The 22,562-nt window shown below is 63.6% G+C and carries 23 protein-coding genes, 1 pseudogene and 1 riboswitch; of the genes and pseudogenes, 11 read left to right on the top strand and 13 right to left on the bottom strand.

Annotated features, from left to right (window positions below; genetic code table 11):
• Nucleotides 1-5 precede the first annotated feature (5 nt).
• The 3 genes from ACO6VM_RS23835 to ACO6VM_RS23825 form a co-directional block, all read right to left on the bottom strand.
• On the bottom strand, nucleotides 6-1,370 hold the full coding sequence (locus ACO6VM_RS23835) for a DUF1329 domain-containing protein (RefSeq protein WP_390968542.1): 1,365 nt from the start codon (nucleotides 1,368-1,370) through the stop codon (nucleotides 6-8).
• Between the two features lie 26 nt (nucleotides 1,371-1,396).
• Nucleotides 1,397-3,334 carry a DUF1302 domain-containing protein gene (locus ACO6VM_RS23830; protein WP_347149318.1) on the bottom strand — a complete coding sequence of 646 codons (1,938 nt, stop codon included), beginning with the start codon at nucleotides 3,332-3,334 and terminating at the stop codon, nucleotides 1,397-1,399.
• Nucleotides 3,335-3,668: 334 nt separating this feature from the next.
• Nucleotides 3,669-5,351 carry a fatty acid--CoA ligase gene (locus ACO6VM_RS23825; RefSeq protein WP_390968538.1) on the bottom strand — a complete coding sequence of 561 codons (1,683 nt, stop codon included), beginning with the start codon at nucleotides 5,349-5,351 and terminating at the stop codon, nucleotides 3,669-3,671.
• Between the two features lie 236 nt (nucleotides 5,352-5,587).
• On the opposite strand from ACO6VM_RS23825, the gene ACO6VM_RS23820 reads away from it, so the two are divergent.
• From ACO6VM_RS23820 to ACO6VM_RS23810, 3 genes are all read left to right on the top strand, one after another.
• Nucleotides 5,588-6,553, top strand: a complete 966-nt coding sequence (locus ACO6VM_RS23820) for a 2-hydroxyacid dehydrogenase (protein ID WP_401060278.1) — start codon at nucleotides 5,588-5,590, stop codon at nucleotides 6,551-6,553.
• Between the two features lie 51 nt (nucleotides 6,554-6,604).
• Complete coding sequence (locus ACO6VM_RS23815) at nucleotides 6,605-7,603, top strand: methyltransferase (protein ID WP_401060280.1); 999 nt, start codon at nucleotides 6,605-6,607, stop codon at nucleotides 7,601-7,603.
• Between the two features lie 38 nt (nucleotides 7,604-7,641).
• Nucleotides 7,642-7,763, top strand: a riboswitch (yybP-ykoY riboswitch).
• 90 nt (nucleotides 7,764-7,853) lie between these two features.
• Nucleotides 7,854-8,438, top strand: a complete 585-nt coding sequence (locus ACO6VM_RS23810; RefSeq protein ID WP_401060328.1) for a TMEM165/GDT1 family protein — start codon at nucleotides 7,854-7,856, stop codon at nucleotides 8,436-8,438.
• Nucleotides 8,439-8,537: 99 nt separating this feature from the next.
• On the opposite strand, the gene ACO6VM_RS23805 is transcribed toward ACO6VM_RS23810, so the two are convergent.
• Complete coding sequence (locus ACO6VM_RS23805) at nucleotides 8,538-9,353, bottom strand: M48 family metallopeptidase (RefSeq protein ID WP_323830620.1); 816 nt, start codon at nucleotides 9,351-9,353, stop codon at nucleotides 8,538-8,540.
• 151 nt (nucleotides 9,354-9,504) lie between these two features.
• Between ACO6VM_RS23805 and ACO6VM_RS23800 the strand changes: the two are divergent.
• Both ACO6VM_RS23800 and ACO6VM_RS23795 read left to right on the top strand, forming a co-directional pair.
• Nucleotides 9,505-10,788: pseudogene (locus ACO6VM_RS23800) on the top strand (HAMP domain-containing protein); the annotation flags it as partial.
• A gap of 15 nt (nucleotides 10,789-10,803) precedes the next feature.
• Nucleotides 10,804-11,646, top strand: coding sequence for a methyl-accepting chemotaxis protein (locus ACO6VM_RS23795; protein ID WP_390968697.1), 843 nt, complete (start codon nucleotides 10,804-10,806; stop codon nucleotides 11,644-11,646).
• 191 nt (nucleotides 11,647-11,837) lie between these two features.
• Here the strand turns inward: ACO6VM_RS23795 and ACO6VM_RS23790 are convergent, their stop codons facing one another.
• The 3 genes from ACO6VM_RS23790 to ACO6VM_RS23780 are packed head-to-tail and all read right to left on the bottom strand — an operon-like array spanning nucleotide 11,838 to nucleotide 12,916.
• Entirely contained in the window at nucleotides 11,838-12,458 is a 621-nt protein-coding gene (locus ACO6VM_RS23790; RefSeq protein WP_422403887.1) for an SOS response-associated peptidase, read from the bottom strand.
• A gap of 15 nt (nucleotides 12,459-12,473) precedes the next feature.
• Complete coding sequence (locus ACO6VM_RS23785; protein WP_125860337.1) at nucleotides 12,474-12,734, bottom strand: putative signal transducing protein; 261 nt, start codon at nucleotides 12,732-12,734, stop codon at nucleotides 12,474-12,476.
• Nucleotides 12,734-12,916, bottom strand: a complete 183-nt coding sequence (locus ACO6VM_RS23780; protein WP_110994795.1) for a CPXCG motif-containing cysteine-rich protein — start codon at nucleotides 12,914-12,916, stop codon at nucleotides 12,734-12,736. Before ACO6VM_RS23780 ends, ACO6VM_RS23785 begins: the two co-directional genes overlap by 1 nt.
• 125 nt (nucleotides 12,917-13,041) lie before the next feature.
• Between ACO6VM_RS23780 and ACO6VM_RS23775 the strand changes: the two genes are divergently transcribed.
• Nucleotides 13,042-14,208 carry a 1-acyl-sn-glycerol-3-phosphate acyltransferase gene (locus ACO6VM_RS23775; protein WP_422403886.1) on the top strand — a complete coding sequence of 389 codons (1,167 nt, stop codon included), beginning with the start codon at nucleotides 13,042-13,044 and terminating at the stop codon, nucleotides 14,206-14,208.
• 232 nt (nucleotides 14,209-14,440) lie between these two features.
• Here ACO6VM_RS23775 and ACO6VM_RS23770 read toward each other — a convergent pair whose 3' ends face one another.
• On the bottom strand, nucleotides 14,441-14,701 hold the full coding sequence (locus ACO6VM_RS23770; RefSeq protein WP_110994793.1) for a hypothetical protein: 261 nt from the start codon (nucleotides 14,699-14,701) through the stop codon (nucleotides 14,441-14,443).
• Between the two features lie 158 nt (nucleotides 14,702-14,859).
• On the opposite strand from ACO6VM_RS23770, the gene ACO6VM_RS23765 reads away from it, so the two are divergent.
• Nucleotides 14,860-15,066, top strand: coding sequence for a hypothetical protein (locus tag ACO6VM_RS23765; RefSeq protein ID WP_401060285.1), 207 nt, complete (start codon nucleotides 14,860-14,862; stop codon nucleotides 15,064-15,066).
• A 94-nt stretch (nucleotides 15,067-15,160) separates the two neighbouring features.
• Here the strand turns inward: ACO6VM_RS23765 and ACO6VM_RS23760 are convergent, their stop codons facing one another.
• A complete protein-coding gene (locus ACO6VM_RS23760; RefSeq protein ID WP_390968527.1) occupies nucleotides 15,161-15,745 on the bottom strand; it encodes a YajG family lipoprotein in 585 nt (194 codons plus the stop codon).
• A gap of 144 nt (nucleotides 15,746-15,889) precedes the next feature.
• Between ACO6VM_RS23760 and ACO6VM_RS23755 the strand changes: the two genes are divergently transcribed.
• Entirely contained in the window at nucleotides 15,890-16,123 is a 234-nt protein-coding gene (locus tag ACO6VM_RS23755) for a hypothetical protein (RefSeq protein WP_401060287.1), read from the top strand.
• 606 nt (nucleotides 16,124-16,729) lie between these two features.
• Nucleotides 16,730-18,235 carry a malate dehydrogenase (quinone) gene (gene mqo, locus ACO6VM_RS23750; RefSeq protein ID WP_110994789.1) on the top strand — a complete coding sequence of 502 codons (1,506 nt, stop codon included), beginning with the start codon at nucleotides 16,730-16,732 and terminating at the stop codon, nucleotides 18,233-18,235.
• 203 nt (nucleotides 18,236-18,438) lie between these two features.
• Here the strand turns inward: mqo and ACO6VM_RS23745 are convergent, their stop codons facing one another.
• From ACO6VM_RS23745 to ACO6VM_RS23730, 4 genes are all read right to left on the bottom strand, one after another.
• Nucleotides 18,439-18,729 carry a PA4642 family protein gene (locus tag ACO6VM_RS23745; RefSeq protein WP_110994788.1) on the bottom strand — a complete coding sequence of 97 codons (291 nt, stop codon included), beginning with the start codon at nucleotides 18,727-18,729 and terminating at the stop codon, nucleotides 18,439-18,441.
• Between the two features lie 70 nt (nucleotides 18,730-18,799).
• Nucleotides 18,800-19,270, bottom strand: coding sequence for a hypothetical protein (locus tag ACO6VM_RS23740; protein ID WP_422403885.1), 471 nt, complete (start codon nucleotides 19,268-19,270; stop codon nucleotides 18,800-18,802).
• A gap of 81 nt (nucleotides 19,271-19,351) precedes the next feature.
• Nucleotides 19,352-19,825, bottom strand: a complete 474-nt coding sequence (locus ACO6VM_RS23735; RefSeq protein ID WP_401060293.1) for a WbuC family cupin fold metalloprotein — start codon at nucleotides 19,823-19,825, stop codon at nucleotides 19,352-19,354.
• 2 nt (nucleotides 19,826-19,827) lie between these two features.
• Nucleotides 19,828-20,385: a hypoxanthine-guanine phosphoribosyltransferase gene (locus ACO6VM_RS23730; protein ID WP_125465523.1), complete on the bottom strand. Its 558-nt coding sequence runs from the start codon at nucleotides 20,383-20,385 to the stop codon at nucleotides 19,828-19,830.
• A gap of 162 nt (nucleotides 20,386-20,547) precedes the next feature.
• Here ACO6VM_RS23730 and upp point away from each other — a divergent pair, with 162 nt between their 5' ends.
• Together upp and ACO6VM_RS23720 are read left to right on the top strand one after the other, a co-directional pair.
• On the top strand, nucleotides 20,548-21,186 hold the full coding sequence (gene upp / locus ACO6VM_RS23725; protein WP_110994785.1) for a uracil phosphoribosyltransferase: 639 nt from the start codon (nucleotides 20,548-20,550) through the stop codon (nucleotides 21,184-21,186).
• Nucleotides 21,187-21,188: 2 nt separating this feature from the next.
• Entirely contained in the window at nucleotides 21,189-22,463 is a 1,275-nt protein-coding gene (locus ACO6VM_RS23720) for a uracil-xanthine permease family protein (protein ID WP_422403884.1), read from the top strand.
• Nucleotides 22,464-22,562: the final 99 nt, after the last annotated feature.

Below are 22,562 nucleotides of genomic sequence, written 5' to 3'. Positions count from 1 at the left end.
TCAGTTCATCGCACCCCCGCCTGGCGCAAGGCTGCTGGCTGGAACTCGGCCTTGCTGGCACTGAAGCCGAAGTTGTAGGCACTCTTCTCTTCGTTCTTCATGCCCAGGGCCAGGTAACGGCCAGACTGCAGGTCGTAGATGGCTTCCAGGGTGTACCACGGCACTTGCACGTTGTAGTACGGCTGGGCGTGAGCCTCGGAGATACGCCACAGTTGCCCGCGGCCGTCGTACTGGTCGATCACTGCGGCTTGCCAGGTGTCTTCGTCGATGTAGAAGTCACGTTTGGCATAGATGTGGCGCTGGCCCGGCTTGAGCGTAGCGACCACATGCCAGACGCGGCGCAGCTCGTAGCGCGACAGGTCCTGGTTGATGTGCCCGGCCTTGATGATGTCGCCGTACTTGAGTTTCGGGTCATCGAGCTTGAAGGCGTTGGCGGCGATGTACATCTCCTTCTTGCCTTCGAGTTTCCAGTCGTAGCGGTCCGGGGCACCGTTGTACATGTCCAGGTTGTCGGAGGTGCGCAGGCCGTCGGCGGCAGTGCCCGGGCCGTCATACGACACTTGCGGCGCCTGGCGTACCCGGCGCTGGCCGGCGTTGTAGATCCACGCCTTGCGCGGTTCCTTGACCTGGTCGAGGGTTTCGTGAACCAGCAGTACGGTACCGGCCAGGCGGGCTGGCGCAGTCACTTCCTGCTTGAAATAGAACAGGATGTTGCCCGGGTTGGCGGGGTCAAAGTCCTTCATCTTGTCGCGGAAGACGAACTGGTCCTGGAAGTACACCAGGCTGTAGGAGCCATTCTGCTGCGGGGTGGCTTGAGTGACCAGGCGGGTCACGCTGCCGCCACGGTAGCGGGTGATGTGGTTCCAGATCACCTCAAGGCCATCCTTGGGAATCGGGAAAGGTACGGCGGTCTGGAAATTCTCCAGGCCGTTACCGCCTGCCACCAGGGTGGTCTTGGTGGCGTTCTGCTTGATCGCCGCAAAGACGTCGTCCGGCACCGTTGAGCCGCGGTGGGTCTTGTATACCGGGATCTTGTAGGAGTCCGGGTAGCGCTTGAACATCGCCAGCTGGCCAGGCGAAAGCTTGGCCTTGTACTGGTCGACGTTCTGCGCGGTGATGGTGAACAGTGGCTTTTCACTGCCGTAAGGGTCGGAGAGGAAGCCCTTGCTGTCGGCGCTGCCTGCGCTCTTCGACAGCGGTTCCCACGGGCCGATCGAGCCATCGGCATTGCCGGCTTTTTCCGCCCCCATGGGGGTCAGCGATGCGCCCAGCTTGGCCGCCTCGTCGGCGGAAACCGCAGCCATGACGCTGGTAGCCAACAGGGACAGGCCCAGTACACCGGCTTGCAGCAGACGTGTGGTCGTTTTCATTCTGTTGTCGTCCTGGATCAATGTGCTTAGAAGTTCACGCCGAAGCTGAGGGCGACAAAGTCGCGGTCATCCACGGTGGTGTACTTGCCGTCGAAGAAGTTGGTGTACGACAGGCTCGCGGTGTAGGTGTTCTGGTACTCGGCGTCCAGGCCCAGGCTGACCGCCTTGCGGCCTTCCTCGAAGGCGCCGCCAGGGCCAGGGGAGTAGCCATCGACGTCGTGGGACCAGGCCACGCTTGGGCGCAGGTTCACGCCGGCGAAGACGTTGTTGTAGTCCCAGATGGCACGCACGCGATAACCCCAGGAGTCGGCGGTGGTGTAGCCATCGTTTTCGCAGTAGCGCGACAGGTTGTTCTTGTCGACGCCCGCCAGGGTGGTGGCGTTCAAGCTTTGGCAACGGCCGTTGGGCAGCGGCCCTGGGCCGTAGACCGGGTCACGGCCATAGCGTGCCTTGGAGGTGCTTTCCAGGCCGCCCACGTGGGTCCAGCCCACTTCACCGACCATGGTCAGGCGCTCTGCACCCATCACCTGGTCGAAGAAGTGGGTGAAGGTGGTTTGCAGCTGGGTGATTTCTTTACGGCGATAGCCTGGCTGATCGGTGTTTGCCGTGCCCTTCAGGACCGACGCGTTAGGGTCAAGCGGCGTCAGGCCCGAGTACAGGATATCGGTGGTGTTCAACTGCACCGGCGCATTCGGCCGGTAGCTGACCTCACCGCTCCAGGCCGTGCCAGTAGGCAAGGTCGTGGAGAAGCTCAGGCCATACAGGCGGATGTCCTCGGGGTACTCAACGTAGTAGCTGGAGTTGCCCGCGACATACAGTGGCATGAGTGCTTGCAGCAGGGCCGGGTTGCCGGCGACAACGCCCGGGATACCGGAACCGGCCAGTGCCCTCGCCAGATTGGCTGGGTTGTAGAAGCGGGCATCGGCACCGCGGCCACTGAAGATCGGCGCACGGCTGTGGTAATTCATGAAGTAGCCACCGAACTCAGTGTTCAGAGGCTCGTACATATAGCGCAAGGCCAAGCCGAACTGACCGCTGTCACGGGCATCTCGGTCGGCGCCGCGACGCACGATCACACCCTCGTCAGGCGAGCCCCAGCTCACGCCTTGAGACGTCAACGCACTCATCGCACGCCCGGCGAATGGGCCAATTTGCGCAGCGAGGGCCCTGGACACGTTCGCCTGCTTTGCCAACACCGCCAGGTTGTTGTCGCAGCCATCGGCAATTACGTCAGGTTGAGAGAAGAAGGTGCCGCAGTTGTCGACGACCGTCTGGTCCCACTCGATCTGGTAGAAGCCTTCTGCCGTCAGGTTGTCGGTCAGGCTCTGCGACACGTAGAACATGTTGACGGGGATCAGGCCTTCCTTGATCTCCGCGCCTGGGCGGCGAAACGCCGAGACGTCGATGGGGTTGATGGAGTTGATACCGCCACCGATGAAGGTGCTCTCACCCCAGCTCACCACCTGCTTGCCCAGGCGCACGGTGCCCGGCAGGTCGGCGATGTTGTAGTTGTGGTAGACGAAGGCATCGAGCAGTTCCGCACCCGAGGACTTGGCGCCTTCCTTGCGGTTGGAGTCGCTGATGTCCTTGAACAAGCGCTGTTCGTCCTTGAGCTCGAAGTCGTACCAGTACTTGCCACGGACGAACACGCCGGTGTCACCGTACTTGAGTTCGAGGTCGTGGATACCCTTGAAGATCTTCGAGAAGGTCTCGCCCTTCTTGAAGTTCAGGTGACCATCGTCGGAGGTCTGCGACAACCCTCTGCCGCCGTTGTTGGCACCGATGAGGTTCTTGTTCGGGCTGGCCGTCGACCAGCTGGCGCCCACGGAGAGCGACGAGTCGAACTGGCCTTCGATTTCCCCAATGTTGAAGCTGACAGCGAAAGCAGGACTTGCGAGCGTAGAAGCGAGGCTGACTGCCAGTGGCAGTTTTGCCCGGCGCCAGAACGGGTTTGCAGATGTCATCGACGCTACTCCATGTACTTTATTGTTATGGCAGTGAGTCCTTTCAAGAACGGCTCGAGCGCCTGGTAAAGCCGGCTCCTGCCCGTGGCGTCGCACATCGATGATGCGCGGCACCCTCCCCCATTCCTGAAAATCCCCTGGCCCGACTATAGCCAGCGGTCACAGGTGCTTGATCCCTCTAAAGTGTGATTTGCGCGCCCTGCTTGCGGCCGGCCTCCAAGGAAAGGCCCCATGCGCTGGCAGTGCTCAAGCATGGCCCATTTTTTTGGTTTGGCAAGGCTTCGACCGCTCTAGCATGCGGCCCGCGCCTTGAAAGGCACGGACCGCCACAGGGTCAGAGGGTGGAAAGGAAAGTGCTGTTGCTGGCCTGCCACTGAGTGATGTCCAGGCGGATACGCTTCTTGTCGAGCTTGCCGACACTGGTCTTGGGAATTTCAGTAACAATGGCGATCTGGCTGGGGATCGCCCACTTGTTGATGTGCCCTTGCTCGACGAACGGCTTGAGGTGCTCCTTGAGGGAACGCGCGTCAATGCTCAGCCCCTCGCGCACCACCAGCAGCGCGAACGGGCGCTCGCCCCATTGCGGGTCGGCCACGCCGACCACCGCCACCTCGCGCACCGCAGGATGCCGGCTGACCAGGTCCTCGAGGTCGAGCGACGAGATCCACTCGCCCCCCGTCTTGATCACATCCTTGATGCGATCGCGGATATCGATGTAACCCATGCCATCGAGGGTCGCGACGTCACCGGTATGCAGCCAGCCGCCCTGCCACAGCTCCTCGCTTTTTTCCGGCTCCTTGAAGTAACCCATGGTCAGCCACGGCGCACGCAGGACCAGCTCGCCCTGGGACTCCCCATCGGCAGGCAGGAAGTTGCCATCGCCATCGACGATCGCCGCCTCCACCAGCGGCACCGGTACCCCGGCCTTGATGCGGTAGGTGACCCGCTCATCCTCGCTGCCGGCCTGCAACTCATCGTTCAGGTGCGCGGCGCTGATCAGCGGGCATGTCTCCGACATGCCATACGCCGCCGTGAGCTGGATGCCCCGGGCCAGGGCCGCCTCGTACAGCGCCCGGTTGAGCGCGCTACCGCCGATGATGATCTTCCAGCCGCCGAAGTTTTCACCCTGGGAGGACGGGCAGTTGAGCAGCATCTGCAGGATGGTCGGCACGCAGTGGGAGAAGGTGACCTTTTCCTCGCGCCACAGCTTGACCAGCATGTCCGGTTCATAGCGCCCGGGGTAGACCTGCTTCATGCCAAGCATGGTGGCCGCATAGGGAATACCCCAGGCGTGCACATGGAACATCGGGGTGATCGGCATGTACACATCGTTGCTGCCTAGCAGCCGCACGCTGTCGATGCTGCCGGTCACCGCGGCCTCGGCCAGGGTATGCAGCACCAGCTGGCGGTGGGTGAAGTACACGCCCTTGGGGTTACCGGTGGTGCCGGTGGTATAGAACGTGGTGGCCACCGAGTTTTCGTCGAAATCGGGGAAGTCGTACTGCGGGCTGGCAGCCGCCAGCAGTTGCTCGTATTCGCCGTGAAGGCCAGGCAGGTCGGCGCTCTTGTCCGGCCCGTCGGTCAGCAGCACGGTGCCTTGCACGGTGGTCAACTGGCTGGCGATGCCCTGGTAGAGGCCGACGAAATCGCTGTTGACCAGTACAAAGCGGTCTTCGGCGTGGTTCATGGTGTAGAGAATCTGCTCGGGGGACAGGCGCACGTTGATGGTATGCACCACCGCACCGATCATCGGGATGGCGAACATGCATTCCAGATAGCGGTGGCTGTCCCAATCCATGACCGCCACGGTATCGCCAGCCTTCACGCCAGCGGCGCTCAGTACGTTGGCCAGGCGCGCGATGCGCTCGCTCAGTTGCGGGTAAGTGAGGCGTAACTGATCGCGATAGACGATTTCACGGGTCTTCTCGTAGCGCACGCCCGACATCAGCAGGCGCTTGATCAGCAGTGGATATTGGTAAGCGCCCTCGGCGGGCTTGATGATGCGCGTCTGCAGCATGGGTATCCCTTTTCTGGAAAGCGGGCCGGACAATTCAGGCACTTACTGTAGAACGGTGACGCACCAGTCAAATCAGCCGAAGGAATGATTTGGCTGGCACAGGTATGAGTGGGGCCGTCGTCGTTGACGAACGGCGTCTGCGGAACTGACACTGCGCCCTGCATCCTGAGGTCCCTTCGCGAGGCAAGCCCGCGCCCACGGATAGCCGAACACCTTTGCCCTGACCGGAGCCCCACATGCCCAGCCTACGTCGCGCCGTGTTTCTCGATCACCACTCCCTCGACCTCGGCGACCTCGACCTTTCGCCCCTGCGCGCCCAGTTCGACGAACTGCAACTGCATGCCGCGACCCGTCCGGCCGAGGTTGCCGAACGCCTGCAGGGCGCCACCGCGGTGATCAGCAACAAGGTCATGCTCGATGCCGAGTCGCTCGCGGCCAACCCGCAGCTCAAGCTGATCCTGGTTGCCGCCACCGGCACCAACAACGTCGACCTGGCCGCCGCTCGCGCCCAAGGCATCACCGTGTGCAACTGCCAGGGCTATGGCACCCCGTCGGTGGCGCAGCACACCCTGGCCCTGTTGCTGGCGCTGGCCACGCGCCTGTGCGATTACCACCAGGCCGTGGCGGCTGGCCAATGGGCCAAGGCCAGCCAGTTCTGCCTGCTGGACTTCCCCATCGTCGAGCTGGAAGGCAAGACCCTCGGCCTGCTCGGCCATGGCGAACTGGGTGGCGCGGTGGCGAGGCTGGCCGAGGCATTCGGCATGCGCGTGCTGACCGGGCAGATCCCCGGGCGCCCACCGCGCGCGGATCGCCTGCCGCTGGAAGAGCTGCTGCCGCAGGTCGATGCCCTCACCCTGCATTGCCCGCTCAATGAACAGACCCGCCACATGCTGGGCGCCCGCGAGCTGGCGCTGCTCAAACCGGGCGCCCTGGTGGTCAATACCGCCCGTGGCGGGCTGATCGACGAGCAGGCGCTGGCTGACACGCTGCGCAGCGGCCATCTGGGCGGTGCGGCCACCGATGTGCTGAGCGTCGAGCCACCGGTCAATGGCAACCCACTGCTGGCTGGCGACATCCCGCGCCTGATCATCACCCCGCACAGCGCCTGGGGCGCGGTGGAGTCGCGCCAGCGCATCGTCGGCCAGCTCGCCGAAAACGCCCTGGCCTACTTCGCCGGCCAGCCTCGGCGAGTGGTCGGCTGATCGACTGAAGCCTCTGCTACACTGCGCCACTTTTTTCAGGAGGCGTCGTCCATGGACCCGCGCAGTGAAGTGTTGCTCCGCCAGGCGGACCTGTTCCAGGGCCCGCTGTTGATCGCCGGCGCCCAGGCCGATGGCCTGCTTGGCCAGCTGCCGGCGGCCCATGGCTGGACCTGGCATGCGGGCGATCAGGCGGTGCTTGAAAGTCGCTTCGCCGGGCGCAGCCACTATGGGGTCGAGGTGCCTGCGGTGGCCTTCGACAGCGCGGTGCTGTTCCTGCCCAAATCCCGCGAACTGGCCGCCTACCTGCTCAACGCGCTGGCGTCACGCCTGGCTGGCCGCGTGCTCTACCTGGTGGGTGAAAAACGCGGTGGCATCGAAGGTGCGGCCAAGCTACTGCAGGCCTTTGGCAAGGCGCGCAAGCTGGACAGCGCGCGGCACTGCCAGCTGTGGCAGGTGACCGTCGACAACGCCCCTGAGGCCAAGCCACTGCATAGCCTGGCCGAACGTTTCGAGCTGCCGCTCGCCGATGGCCCGCTGCAGGTCATCAGCCTGCCGGGCGTGTTCAGCCATGGCCGCCTGGACAAAGGCACGGCGCTGTTGCTGGAGCACCTCGACGGCCTGCCAGGCGGCCATGTGCTGGACTTTGGCTGCGGCGCCGGTGTGCTGGGGGCAACGGTCAAACGGCGTTACCCGCACAGCCGGGTCACCCTGCTGGATGTGGATGCATTCGCCGTAGCCGCCAGTCGCCTGACCCTTGCGGCCAACGACCTTGAAGGCGAGGTGATCAGCGGTGACGGCATCGATGCCGCCCCTGCCGACCTGGACCTGATTCTGAGCAATCCGCCCTTCCACACAGGGGTGCATACCGATTATCAGGCCTCGGAGAACCTGCTGAAAAAATCTGGCGAACATCTTCGAAAAGGCGGCGAAATGCGCCTGGTTGCCAACAGTTTCCTGCGCTACCAGCCCTTGATCGAAGGCGCGCTCGGCAACTGCGAAATTCGCGCCGAAGCCCAGGGCTTTCGCATCTACCGGGCAACCCGTGGCTGAAAACAGCGCTTGCCGAATGCGCGCGGTGTAGGCAGAATCCGCTCCGTCCTAGGGGAGTAGTCTCCCGCGAGCGCCCTGCTCGCCCGGTACGCGTCAACACACTTGGCCCACAGGCCATGGCGCGTACGACCCACGATCCGCACAGACGGATCCAGGGTTTGACAAGACCTATGACACGCACACCTTACCCGGGGCGGGGAGGCTGTACGTGTCATAGCCGTGTCGACCCGCCCCCGTAGGAAACCTGATGCTGGAATCTCTGCTGGTCCCCACCGCCATCGTTGCGCTCGCCGAAATCGGCGACAAGACGCAACTGCTCGCACTCATCCTCGCGGCGCGTTTTCGCAAGCCCTGGCCGATCATCGCCGGCATTGTCGCCGCGACCCTGGCCAACCATGCCGCCGCGGGCGCCGTGGGTGCCTGGGTGAGCAGCTTCTTCAGCGAATCGGTGCTGCACTGGATCCTTGCCGCAAGCTTCACCGCCACCGCGCTGTGGACCCTGGTGCCGGACAAGATGGACGATGATGAAAGCAGCAACGCACGCCGTTTCGGGCCATTCCTGACCACCCTGATCGCGTTCTTCCTGGCGGAGATCGGCGACAAGACCCAGGTCGCCACGGTAATGCTGGCGGCGCAGTATCCGCACCTGATCATGGTGATCATCGGTACCACCCTGGGCATGCTGATTGCCAACGTGCCGGTGGTACTGGCGGGTAACTTCGCGGCCGAGAAACTGCCACTGACACTGATCCGGCGCCTGGCGGCGGCGGCGTTCGTGGTGCTGGCGATCGTCGCGGTGTATTCGGCGATGAAGACCAGTGGCTGGATTGGCTGACAGCGGCAATAGGTGCAAGCAACCGTCTTGTGTTGCTTGCACTGACCTCATCGCCGGCAAGCCGGCGATAGGGGCGCACAGCGCCCCTGCCTGAATGGCTTACTTCTTGGCCGCTTGATACAGCGGCATCACCTTCGGAATCGCTGCCTGCAGCGAGGCGATCCGGCTGCTGGAGGCCGGGTGGGTGCTCATGAACTCAGGCGGCGCACCTTCGGAGGCCTTGCTCATCTTGTTCCACAGGGTGATCGCGGCGTTCGGGTCGTAACCGGCGCGGGCCGACAGTTCCAGGCCGATCAGGTCGGCCTCGTTCTCGTTGCTGCGGCTGTTGGGCAGGGTCATGGCGTAGTTCACCACGGTGTCGGCCAGCGCCATGCTGTCCTGGCCAAGGCCGAGGAAGGCACCCGCGCCCTGACGGGCCATTTCCACGCCATAGGCCTTGGACATCGCTTCACGGCCGTGCTCACGCAGGGCGTGGGCAATTTCGTGGCCCATCACCGCGGCGATCTCGGCGTCGGTAAGCTTGAGCTGATCGATCAGCCCGGTGTAGACGATGATCTTGCCGCCCGGGCCGCAGTTGGCATTGAGCTCGTCGCTCTTGATCACATTGACTTCCCATTTCCACTGCGCGGCATCCGGCCGGAACACTGGAGCCTGGGCGATGAGGCGGTCGGCGATGGCCTGCACGCGCTTGGCGTCGGCACTGCCCTTGTCCAGCACGCCCTTGCTCGACGCTTCGCCGAGGGTCTGCTGGTACGACTGGGCATACATCTGGTTGACCTCATCGGTCGAGAGCATGCTGAACATGTACTGCTTGCGCTCGACGCCCACGGCGCCACCGCTGGTGGTATTGACCGCCTGGCAGCCGCCCAGCAGGACGCTGGCGCTCAACATACTGACAACGAATGACTTACGCATTAAAACACTCCCTTTTTACGTGCCGCGTATCCTAGGCCCAGATGCCCGCCTCGACCAGAGCCACAGGGAAGATTTCTTACAGGCCCCTCATGCTTTGGTATTAGCCCGCCGATAACCCAGGGATACGACCTCCTTGCGCGCGGAGCTTTTCATGAAGTTCAAGTCGATCCAGTTTTCCGTGGCCGCCCTGGCCGGTGCCATCGTGCTGAGCATTGTCGCGGCACTGGTGCTGTATGCCGTGTATTCCGGCCAACGCACCCAGGCGCTGGTGGAAGAGCGCACACAGAAGCAGTTCGAAAGCGTGATCGAACAGCGCCTGGCAGCCCTGGCCCGCACCCAGGTCAGCGAGATCCAGCGCGGCCTCGAGGCGCCCCTGTCGATTGCCCGCAGCCTGGCCACCAGCAACGCCATGCTTGGCATGCAGGCCGCCGATGGCAGCCCGCTGATGCGGGTCGACCGTGAACACTTGATCAACCAGCTCAAGCGCACCGTCGAGGTCAACCCGACGGTATTGGGCGCGTACCTGGGCTGGGAGCCCAACGCCCTCGACCATGACGACGCCCGCTACGTCGGCAGCAAGCTCACCGGTATCGACAGCGCCAATGGCCGCTTCCTGCCCTGGTGGTTCCGCAACGGCGACGGCAGCCTCGGCCAGGACCAACTGGCCGACGTCAATGACCGCACCGTGCTGGCCACCGGCGTACGCGCCAGCGAGTACTACCTGTGCCCGAAAGAGTCGAAAAAGGCCTGCGTGATCGACCCGGCACCGTACAAAGTCGGCGACAAGATGGTCATGCTCGCTTCGTTCGTCGAACCGATCATGGTCAATGGCCAGTTCCAGGGCATGGCCGGCGCCGACCTGTCGGTGAACTTCATCCAGGACCTGCTCAACGCCGCCGACCGCCAGCTCTACGACGGTGCCGGCGAACTGGCGCTGGTGTCGAGCAACGGCCGCCTGGTGGCCTATACCCGAGACCCGGCGAAGTTCGGCGAAAAGGCCAGCGAGGTTCTCGCCAGCGAAGAGGCGGCTACCCTCAGCAGCCTGAGCGGCGAAGCGCTGCATTATGAAGTAGACGCCGGCAAGGACCGCATCGAGCTGTACCTGCCGTTCAAGGTCGCCAGCACCGATGCGCGCTGGACCTTGCTGCTGGAACTGCCGTTGAGCACGGTGATGGCCGACGTCAACCAGTTGCAGCAGGACCTGGCCGAACAACGTCGCACCGACATCGCCGGCATGACCGTGGTCGGCCTGGGCATCGCCGCGCTGGGCCTGCTGGTGATCTGGCTGCTGGCCCACGGCATTGCCCGCCCACTGCGCCAGATGGTGGCCATGCTCGACGACATCGCCCAGGGCGAAGGCGACCTGACCCGCCGCCTGCAAAGCGACCGCGCCGACGAACTGGGCGCCATCGCCAAGGGCTTCAACACCTTCCTGATCAAGCTGCAGGCGATGATCAGCCAGGTGGTCAGCTCGGTGCAGAAAGTCAGCGATTCGTCGGAGCACACCGCCGACATCGCCATCCGCACCAACCAGGGCGTGCACAAGCAGATGGTGGAGATCGACCAGGTGGCCACCGCCGTGCAGGAAATGACCGCCACCGCGCAGGATGTGGCACGCAATGCCACCCAAGCGGCCCAGGCTGCCAGCGAGGCCGACCGCGCGGCCAACCAGGGGCTGGAGATCGTGCGTGACACCTCGCACTCGATCAGCGCATTGGCCGGCGAGATTGGCCGGGCGGTGACCGTGGTGCAGGACCTGGCCCGCGACAGCGAGAACATCAATGCCATCCTCGTGGCGATCCGCGCGATTGCCGAGCAGACCAACCTGCTGGCGCTCAACGCCGCCATCGAGGCCGCCCGCGCCGGCGAGCAGGGCCGTGGCTTCGCCGTGGTCGCCGACGAAGTCCGCAACCTGGCACAGAAGACCCAGCAGGCCACGCAGGAGATCCAGCAGATGATCCAGCAGCTGCAGCAGGGCACCCGCGAAGTGGTCAAGGTGATGGAAGACAGCCAGGGCAAGACCGACGTCAGCGTGCAGCAGGCCAGCCGCGCGGCGCAGTCGCTGGAGAGCATCACCCAGGCGGTGTCGGTGATCAACGACATGAACACCCAGATCGCCAGCGCCGCCGAGCAGCAGAGCGCGGTGGCCGAGGACATCAACCGCAACGTGATCAGCATCGGCCAGGTGGCCGGCGAAGTGGCCGGCGGCGCCGACGAGTCGAGCCAGGCCAGCGCCGAGCTGACCAAGCTGGCCGAGCAGCAGCGGCGCCTGATCAATCAGTTCAGGGTTTGATCCCTGGGTGCACAGGTACTCCTGTAGGAGCTACTGTCTTGCATCAAATCTAAAATCTGGCGCAGCCCCTGTGGGAGCGGGCTTGCCCGCGAACACCGGCGCAGCCGGTGCCATCCACCGCGCCGCCTGCTTCGCGGTGGTCCGGCACTCCGGTAAACCCGCTCCCACAGGGATTACGCATCAACCAGGCTTTAGGCCGGCGTCAGGCACTCCGGCCCATCGAGCTTGGGATCATTGACGAACAGCGCCAGCGCCCGCTCGCGCAAGGCGCCAGGCGGCTTGGCGAGGATTTCGTGCAACCGCGCCAACGGTGTGCCCGGGTCGAGCCAGAGCGCCTGCTCGGCCTCATCCAGGATCAGCGGCCGGCGCTGGTTCATGGCCGCCTGGGTGATCACCGCGCAGCTCAGCCAGACCTGCTCCTGCACCGGATACGCTTCCCAGACCGCGGCAAAGAACAGCGCCGAGCCCTCTCCCGGGGTGACCCAATAGGGGCGCTTGCGCGCCGTGCCGCGCCACTCGTAGAAGCCGTTGGCCGGCATCAGGCAGCGCCGCTGGCGGAACGGTTCACGGAACATCGGTTGCTCCGCGAGGGTCTCGGCGCGGGCCTGGGCGGGGGTGCGGGAGAGATCGGTCAACCAGGCCGGGGTCAGCCCCCAGCGGGCACTGGCCAGTTGCAGCTGGCCATCGAGCTGGCGCTGAACCAGCACCGAGGCACCGGGCGAGATGTTCCATTGAGGCTGCTGGCCCGGGGGGAACCCCGGCAGGCCGGCGAAGGCCTGGGACCAGCGAAACAGAGCGTAGCGTCCACACATGGGCGAAATCAAAACCTAACAGATCAGGGTTCCCGGATAACTTTCCGGTTCGTCGCCAGCAAGAGGCTGGGCCGCATTGTACGCATCGATCAGCTGCCGCGCGTAGCCGGCCTGTTCATCGGCCACTGCCAGGCCAAGCAGGCCCTGCATGGGCAGCTCGCCTACACCGCCCATCAGGTCGCGCCCGACCAGGTGCACCTCGATGCCCTCGCTGACCAGCATGCCCACCAGCATCTGTGCCTCCAGGAGGCTTTCCGGGTCATAGATTCGCTGCATCAGTCATTCTCACCGTAGACATCCAGCATCCACTCATCGCCATGTACCTGCAGCACGAAACGGATAGGCTTGCAGCACACTTGGCAGTCCTCGATGTATTCCTGATCACCGCCGGACAGGTCCACTGTCGTTTCGACTTCTTCACCACAATAGGGACAATCGTAGAGTGCAGTCTCCAGCATCGCGGCCTCCCGAGTGACTTGTGCGTATAATTGCCGGTCTGTTTACAGGGCCTGTGTGTGTCCGAGCCGTTTTTCCGACCCCGTCCCTACCTTATTACCCTAGCCGTTTCCAACAAGAGAGCATGATGGGCGAATTCGATGCCATCCGACCGTACGACGACGCTGAGGTCCCTGCCGTTCTGGCACGCCTGCTCAGCGACCCGGCATTCCTCGATATCCTCACCCACTTCCGCTTCCCGCGCGCGGCGGGCGCCCTCGGCTGGCTGCTCAAGCCGCTGATCGCCCGGCGCCTGCGTAAAGAGTTCGCCGGCGTTACCTGCGTCTCGACGCTGCAGGACAAGGTCGAGTACTACGTCGACCGCACCATCGACCGCGCCACCGACGGCGTCACCTATTCCGGCGTCGAGCAGCTCAAGTCGGGCACCGCCTACCTGTTCCTGGCCAACCACCGCGACATCGTCATGGACCCGGCCTTCGTCAACTACGCAGTCTATCACGCGGGCCTGCCCACGCCGCGCATCGCCATCGGCGACAACCTGCTGCAGAAGCCGTTCGTCAGCGACATGATGCGCCTGAACAAGAGTTTCATCGTGCACCGCTCGATCAGCGGGCGCCGCGAGAAACTGGCCGCCTACCAGCTGCTGTCGGCCTACATCAACCACTCGATCCGCAACGACGGTGCCTCGATCTGGATCGCCCAGGCCGAAGGCCGCGCCAAGGACGGTGACGACCGCACCGATTCGGCCATTCTCAAAATGTTCCACATGAGCCGCAAGGACGAGCCGTTCGGCGCGGTGATCCAGAGCCTGAACCTGATCCCGGTGTCGATCAGCTACGAATACGACCCCTGTGACCAGGCCAAGGCCCGCGAGCTGTACATCCGCGCCACCACCGGCAGCTACAAGAAAGCCCCTGGCGAGGACGACAACAGCATCGCCCAGGGCATTACCGGCTACAAAGGGCGCGTGCACATCAACTTTGCCCCACCGGTGACCGAGTACCACGAAGACACCAAGCAGCTGGCGCAAGCCATCGACCGGCAGATTCTCGGTGGCTACCGGTTGTTCCCGGTGCATTACCTGGCCTATGCGATGTGGGCCGAGAAGGATGCGGCACTCGAGGTGCCGGGCGCGGAGAAGTTGTTCCCGGCGGACGAATTGGCCAAGGCCAAGGAAGAATGGCAGCGTCGCCTCAACGCCTGCCCGGTGGAACAGCAGCCGTACCTGGTGCAGCAGTATGCGACGCCAGTGCGCAACCAGTACCAGGTGAAGCGCCAGCCCCTGTCCGCCTGAAGGGTAATGCCAGTCAGTCAAGCCAATTGGGGTCGCTGCGCGACCCTTCGCGGGTAAACCCGCTCCCACCAGCTTTGCGCGATCCTGTGGGAGCGGCGGTTCGCCGCTGCGATTTACCCGCGAAGGGCTGCAAAGCAGCCCCAATAAGTGCGATGAAGCGCTAACTGACTGGCATTAGCTTGAAGGGTGGTTTGTGGGAGCTGCGCCGCTCCCACACATGGAACACCAGGCTTCAGACCCAGGTGCTGAACCACGACAGCAGCAGCGCCATGGCCAGGCACGAAAAACCGAGGATGTAGTAGTAGCGCGGCACGCGCCGGTCGAAGGCATCCACCAGCCCTTCGTCCACCGCCAGGCTTTCACGGGTCATGCTGGCGCGGCGCCGGGCACTGTGCAGCAGCAGCCCGCCAGGGCAGGTTATGAACAGGGCCAGCAGGTTGATCAGCTTGGCCGGGTGGGCAGCCAGGAAGCCCCAGAGCACTTGCAACGACATCGCACGACCTCGGTATCACGACGGCAAAGCCCGGCATTCTACCCAAGCCGGCCTGCCCCTCCCGCTTTTTGCGACAAAGTGTCAGTTAATTTCATCTGTCACACGCTCGTCATCAAGGCAGGCCACCCTGTCGGCCTTCCACCGTACCGGAGCTTGTCATGCTGCACGCCGAAAACCAGGACCGCCTGTACCTCGTTGCCCAGAGCGATGAACAACAAGCGCTGATCGACAGCTTCTCGATCAATGTCCAGGACCGCCAGTGGCTGGTCTACTGCGCGCTGGGCGGGCACGCCCATGAAGACTTGCCGGAGGTCGATCTGCAGACCGGCATCAGCCTGCTGGATCTGCACGTCGAAGCCGCCTGATACGCGTTGCCTTCTTCGCGGGGCTAGCCGTGAAACAGCCATAAAAAAACCCGCAGCCTGCGTACAGGCTGCGGGTTTTTACTTCACGAACGCCTTACTCGCCCAGCACCTGCCCGATGGTCGGGTCCTTGAACAGGCGGGTCAGGGCATCGCTGAGCACATCACTCACCAGCTTGGTGTTGGTTTCCTGGTTCGGCGCCATGCCGAAGCGCTGGTCGAGCGAAGCACCGTAACGGCCGCTGTAGCGGCGGTTGGCGTTCGACACGTCTGCGCGGAAAGTGGCGCCGATGGTGGCCTCGGTCACGTACATCTTGTCCTTGGGCGACTGGTACTTCAGTTCGGCCAGGGTCACGGTCAGCTGCGGCGCGTTGCCAGCGTTGGGCGTCGGGGTGAAGCCGAGCAGGCGTACCGCCGCTTCGGCCTGGGCCTGCAGCTTGGGCACGACATCATTGCCACTGACGCTGATGGTGCTGGTTTCGGGGTACATGCCCCCACGGGTGCCCAGCGATTGCGAGGCCCGACCGTCAACCACCCTGACCACCACCGGCTGGCCATGGCCGACCGGCGCAAGTTGCTGAGTGAGCTTGGGTTGCGGGCTGAGTTGTTGCGGGCTGTGGGCACACCCGGCCAGGCTCAGGCTGGCCACCGCGAACAAACCGACCAACAGACGTTGCAACATGCGCATTTCTCCAGAAAAAGCGGCAAAGGCCCACAGTATACCCAGCCCGCCATCGGCCAGTCATCGCCCTGTCCCGCTTGTCACAATGGTTTCATGCCCCCGCCGTTATGCTTGCGCCAGCCCGACCTGACAGGACAAACCGCCATGGCCTCGCTCTGGACCCTGCTTTTCAAACGTCAGCGCCACTTCACCTACGCCCACCTCGACAGCAACGGTATCTGCCTGGGCTTCAAGCAGACGCGCCAGCCGCCAACGGCCGCCGGCTGGGTCCTGGTCAGCGAGGCGCACCTCGGCTGGCTGGGCCAACCGCTACCCGCCAGCGCCCGAATTTGCACCCACGCAACCAGCCGTTGGCAGCGTCGCCCCCTCGCAGCCTGACAAACGCTGCAATAAAAACCCATAAAGACCGACCTTTCTGCTTGCGACCTCGCTATAATCTGCCCCCGATTATAAGGACGTCTCCTGATCGGGCCCCGCATTCGCCGACTGACCCCGGCACCTTCTACGCTTCGCCCACAGAGAGCCTTCCACTCAGGTCTTGCATTGGCTGTCGTGCCTGCTGTTTCCGGCCTTCTGCTGCGCATGAACCTGCGGGTTGCCATCGTGCAGTCCACTTTTGAGGTTCACGTCTCCAAAAGAGCGTGAAAAAACGGTTTTTCACAACTTCACGAGAGTGTGGCGAGCAATGAACAGTCTGGCATGTGTAAAAGCAGCAGATCTTTCACAAACAGCCCTGCGCAGACGGCACAAGCGCTCATCCTGGATGGGAGCCTGAGGCCGGCCCGTAACGCATGACGGATCACTTGACCATAAGTCGAATTGCCGCACCCGTGGCAAACGGCGTTCAATACCTGAACACCCAAGACTGATTGGCAGTGTCCGCTGAAGTTGCAAGAACTGCGAAGAGTCGGACATGGCGATCCTGGCAAACCCAGGGATCCTGTGCTGTCAATTAGGTAGCTGTAGATTGTGGAGACGCGTTAAATGGCGCAGAACGAATCGGTTGATGTGGTACTGGTAGGCGCGGGCATCATGAGTGCCACCCTGGCCGTACTGCTCAAGGAGCTCGACCCGACCCTGAAGCTTGAGGTCGTAGAGGCGATGGACTCCGGAGCCGCGGAGAGTTCCAACCCCTGGAACAACGCCGGTACCGGCCATGCCGGCCTGTGCGAGCTGAATTACACCCCGCAGGCCGCCGATGGCAGCATCGACATCAAGAAAGCCGTGCACATCAACACCCAGTTCGAGGTTTCGCGCCAGTTCTGGGCCTACCTGAGCAAGAAGGGCAACTTCGGCTCGCCGCGTGCTTTCATCAACCCGGTTCCGCACCTGAGCTACGTCGAAGGTGACAAGGGTATCGACTTCCTCAAGAAGCGTTTCGAGCTGCTCAAGCAGCACCACGCCTTCTCGGAGATGGAATACACCGAAGACAAGGCCGTGATGAACGACTGGATGCCGCTGATGATGCCGGGCCGCCCGGCTGACCAGCGCATCGCCGCCACCCGCGTGGCCAAAGGCACCGACGTCAACTTCGGCGCCCTGACCAACAAGCTGCTCAAGCTGCTGGGCAACAGCCCGGACACCCAGGTCAAGTACAGCAAGAAGGTCGTCGGCCTGCGCCGTAACGGCAGCGGCTGGACCGTGAGCATCAAGGACGTCAACAGCGGCGGCAGCCGTGAAGTCGACGCCCGCTTCGTCTTCCTCGGCGCCGGCGGTGCCGCACTGCCCCTGCTGCAGGCTTCCGGCATCCCGGAAAGCAAAGGCTTCGGCGGCTTCCCGGTCAGCGGCCAGTGGCTGCGCTGCGACAACCCGGAGATCGTCAAGCAGCACCAGGCCAAGGTCTACAGCCAGGCCGCAGTTGGCGCCCCGCCCATGTCGGTTCCGCACCTGGATACCCGCGTGGTCGATGGCAACACCTCGCTGCTGTTCGGCCCGTACGCCGGCTTCACCACCAAGTTCCTCAAGCACGGCTCGTTGATGGACCTGCCGCTGTCGGTGCGCATGGGCAACATCGGCCCGATGCTGGCCGTGGCCCGCGACAACATGGACCTGACCAAGTACCTGGTCAGCGAAGTGATGCAGTCGATGGAGCAACGCCTGGAAGCCCTGCGTCGCTTCTACCCCGAGGCGAAAGCCGAGGACTGGCGCCTGGAAGTGGCCGGCCAGCGGGTACAGATCATCAAGAAAGACCCGAAAAAAGGCGGCGTGCTGCAATTCGGCACCGAGCTGGTTTCGGCCGCGGACGGCAGCCTGGCTGCACTGCTCGGCGCATCGCCGGGCGCTTCGGTGACTGTGTCGATCATGCTTGAGCTGATCGAGCGCTGCTTCCCCGAGCAGGCGAAGGGTGCCTGGGCTGCCAAGCTCAAGGAAATCTTCCCGGCCCGCGAGAAGGTCCTGGCGACCGACGCTGCGCTGTACCACAAGATCAGCGCCGACAACGATGTGGCGCTGGACCTGGCGCAGGACAGCCCGGCCAAGCACTACGCCTGAACCGGCTGAAACGAAAAAACGCCCCTCGGGGCGTTTTTTTGTGCCTGGATATCTATCAGCCTGTGCCGGCCCTATCGCGGGGCAAGCCCGCTCCCACAATGCTTTGAGTCGGCGGCGTGGGAGCGGTCCCTCCCCCAAGGTTTTTGGGTTGGGTGGGGGGGGGGTGGGTTTCCCCCGCGAAGAGGCCAGCACCGGCCAATCAATCAGCCGCGGGCGTTGTCGATGATCTCGATGTACTCAGGGGCATTGCGCTGGTCGGCAATCACCTCGACGAAAGTCTTGCCGTGCTCGTCCTTGCCATCCAGGTCGTAACCGGCCTCGAGGAAGAAACCGACATAACGCTCGAAATCGTCGATACGCAGGCCGCGGTAGCCTTTGATCAGCTTGTGGTGCGACGGCGAGGTGAGGCCATCGGCCGGCTCGAACTGCAGGAAGCTCTTGATGTACTCGTCGCTGATTTCGTCACCAATCACCTGTTTCTTGTCTTTACGCATCAAGGACTCCCACTGGACTGTCTAGGACATTTTCGAAGGCCGGCAGTGTACCCCTCGAATTGATCGTGCCTCAACGCGTACGTACGGTTCCGGTGTGCAGATCGGCCCAGACATGGCCGTTGCCGTAAGTGAGGAACTGCACGTAAAGGGTCTCGTTGCGCAGCAGGTCCATGATCACCCGGTAGTCGGCCATCGGGTAATTGAGGGTCAGGGTGCGACGCTTGTCGTCATAAGCCGGCTTTTTCAGGCTCTTGCCGCCCTCGCCGTCGAAGTTGATCAGCACTTCGCCGATGGTCGAGCCCTTGCTCAAGGGCTTGCCCTTCAGGCGCATCTGCAACGAGGAAGTGATTGGGATGGGTTGCTGGTCGGACTGGCGCTGGGTGCCCACCACCACCGAATAGTCGGTGATCTGCAGCAACTGCTGGCTGGTCGGTGCTTCCTGGCGCAGGGCGAGGTCGTCGGGGGGCAGGAACTGGCTGTGCAGCGGGGCAGCAGATAGCGGCAGGCTCACCGCCAGCAGGAGAGGGACGAACGCACGCATGTGAGGCTCCTTGGCTTGAAGGGGCACTCTAGCATGGTCTGTTCGGCCGTAGCGGCCAGCTCGGCGAGGCCGCCTGACCGCTCAGTCGAACTGCGCGCGCATCCAGGCCTGGTACTCAGCCACACCGGCCTCGCCTTCACGCGGCGCCCAGTGGGCAAGCTCGCCCTCACCCACCGGGCGGTAAGGGCCGGCCTTGCACTCGAACAGCATGCTGTCGGCTTGCAGCACCACCAACCCGTGATAGGTCCCCGGCGCCAGATCGACACCCAGGCAGTCGCCGCCCGCCTCCATGACACGTTTGTCGGTGACGGTACCCTGCTCGTCGAAGATCAACAGGCCGATCCGCCCTTTGAGCACGATCAACGCCTCGGCCTTGTCCACGCTCAGGTGCCGGTGCGGCGGAATGTAGGTATCGGGCTGCAGGCCTATGGCCATGCGGTGGCAAAGCTCTTCCATGTCATGGAAGTTATGGTGCTGGCGGCCACGCGGGTTGGCCGCTGACTGCGCTGCCAGCCCGGTGAACAACGCCTGATCGATGAACGCGGGCTGGCGCATGATTACAAGCCCTTGACGGCGAAGATGCCGTTGGCGTTGCGCCAGTAGCCCTTGTAGTCCATGCCATAGCCGAAGATGTAGCGGTCGACGCACGGCAGGCCGACGTAGTTGGCTTTCAGGTCCGGGCTGGCCTTGCGGTCGTGATCCTTGTCGATCAGCACGGCGGTGTGCACCGAGCGGGCACCGGCATGCTTGCAGAACTCGATGATGGCGCTGAGGGTGTGGCCCTCGTCGAGGATGTCGTCGACGATCAGCACGTCACGGTCAATGAACGACACCTCGGGCTTGGCCTTCCAGAACAGCTCGCCGCCGCTGGTCTGGTTGCGGTAGCGGGTGGCGTGCAGGTACGACGCTTCCAACGGGAACTGCAGGTGGGTGAGCAGCTTGCCGGCGAAGATCAGGCCACCGTTCATCACGCAGAAAACCACCGGGTTCTTGTCGTGCAGGTCCTTGCAGATCTGTTTGCCGACCTCGGCGATGGCGGCCTCGACCTCGGCTTCGTTGTACAGGCAATCAGCCTCGTGCATCACTTGACGGATATGCTCGAGATCGGCGGACATGGCGCTCTCCAGGGGGTGCGTTTTGGAAAAGCGGGCAAAGGTACGCATCCGCTCGTCCCAGATCAAGCCTTTATGGACTAACGTGCACAATGACCGCACGACAGTCAGGACTGAATAGATTAATCTAGCGCGGTTTTTTTGCCCGCCTTCCGGAGCCCCCCTATGCCTACTCGTGAGATCCGCCATCCGCTGATCCGCCATAAGCTCGGCCTCATGCGCCGCGCCGATATCAGCACCAAGAATTTTCGCGAACTCGCCCAGGAAGTCGGCGCGCTGTTGACCTATGAAGCCACCCAGGACCTGCCACTCGAGACCTACGAGATCGACGGCTGGTGCGGCAAGGTGCAGGTCGAGAAAATCGCCGGCAAGAAGATCACCGTGGTGCCTATCCTGCGTGCCGGCATCGGCATGCTCGACGGCGTGCTCAGCCTGATCCCCGGCGCCAAGGTCAGTGCAGTGGGCGTTGCCCGCAACGAGGAAACCCTCGAAGCGCACACCTACCTTGAAAAGCTCGCACCGGACATCAACCAGCGCCTGGCCCTGATCATCGACCCGATGCTGGCCACCGGCGGCTCGATGGTCGCCACCATCGACCTGCTGAAGAAAGCCGGCTGCAAAGAGATCCGCGCCATGGTGCTGGTCGCGGCACCTGAAGGTATCGAAGTGGTGGAGAAAGCCCACCCGGATGTGAAGATCTACACCGCCTCGATCGACCAGCGCCTGAACGAACATGGCTACATCGTCCCCGGCCTGGGCGATGCCGGTGACAAGATCTTCGGCACCAAGCAGAAGGACGCCTGACCATGCAGGACGGCTTCAACGACCCGCTCTGGCGCCAGGTCGTCTCGGGCGCGCAGATGCTCTTCGTGGCATTCGGCGCGCTGGTGCTGATGCCGCTGATCACCGGCCTCGACCCTAACGTCGCGCTGTTCACCGCCGGCATCGGCACCTTGCTGTTCCAGCTGGTGACCGGTCGCCAGGTCCCGGTGTTCCTGGCGTCGAGCTTTGCCTTCATCACCCCGATCATCCTCGCCAAGGGCCAGTTCGGCCTGGCCGAGACCATGGGCGGCGTGATGGCCGCAGGCTTCGTCTACACCTTCATGGGCCTGATGGTGAAGGTCAAAGGCACCGGTTTCATCGACCGCATGCTGCCGCCCGTGGTCATCGGCCCGGTGATCATCTCCATCGGCCTGGCCATGGCGCCGATCGCCGCCAACATGGCCATGGGCAAGGGCGGTGATGGCGCTGCGCTGATGCCGTACAAGACCGCGATGATGATCTCGATGCCGGCGCTGCTGACCACGCTGATCGTGGCTGTGTTCGGCAAGGGCATCTTCCGCCTGGTGCCGATCATTTCCGGCGTGCTGGTGGGCTTTGCCCTGTCGTTCGCCTTTGGCGTGGTCGACACCGCCAAGATCGCCGCGGCCCCTTGGCTGGAACTGCCGAACTTCACCGCCCCGGCCTTCAACTGGCAGGCCATCCTGTTCATCGTTCCGGTCGCCCTGGCACCGGCGATCGAGCACATCGGCGGGGTGATCGCAGTCGGCAGCGTGACCGGCCGTGACTACCTGAAGAAGCCCGGCCTGCACCGCACCCTGCTGGGTGACGGCCTGGCGACCACCGCCGCCGGCCTGTTCGGTGGCCCGCCCAACACCACCTACGCCGAAGTGACCGGCGCGGTGATGCTGACCAAGAACTACAACCCGAAGATCATGACCTGGGCGGCGGTGTTCGCCATCACCCTGGCCTTCATCGGCAAGTTCGGCGCGCTGCTGCAGAGCATCCCGGTACCGGTGATGGGGGGCATCCTCTGCCTGCTGTTCGGCTCGATCGCGGCGGTGGGCATGAACACCATGATCCGCCACAAGATCGACCTGGCCGAAGCGCGCAACCTGGTGATCGTGTCGGTGACCCTGGTGTTCGGCATCGGCGGCGTACTGATCGGCAGCGGCGACGGCCCGGACGACTGGGGCCTGAAGGGCATCGCCCTGTGCGCCATTGTGGCCATTGCCCTGAACCTGATCCTGCCGGGCAACGATGGCTGGAAACACAAGAAGCTGGAAGATCAGTTGCCTTGATCTGACAGTTTGAAGGGGCGTGGGGGGGGGGGGGGGGGGGGGGGGGGGGGGGGGGGGGGGGGGGGGGGGGGGGGGGGGGGGGGGGGGGGAGGGGGGAGG

The organism is Pseudomonas sp. GZD-209, from assembly GCF_049310485.1.
GTDB classification, from domain to species: domain Bacteria; phylum Pseudomonadota; class Gammaproteobacteria; order Pseudomonadales; family Pseudomonadaceae; genus Aquipseudomonas; species Aquipseudomonas sichuanensis.
The sequence above is the reverse complement of the archived record's forward strand: the minus strand, read 5'-3'. Positions and strand labels throughout refer to the sequence as shown.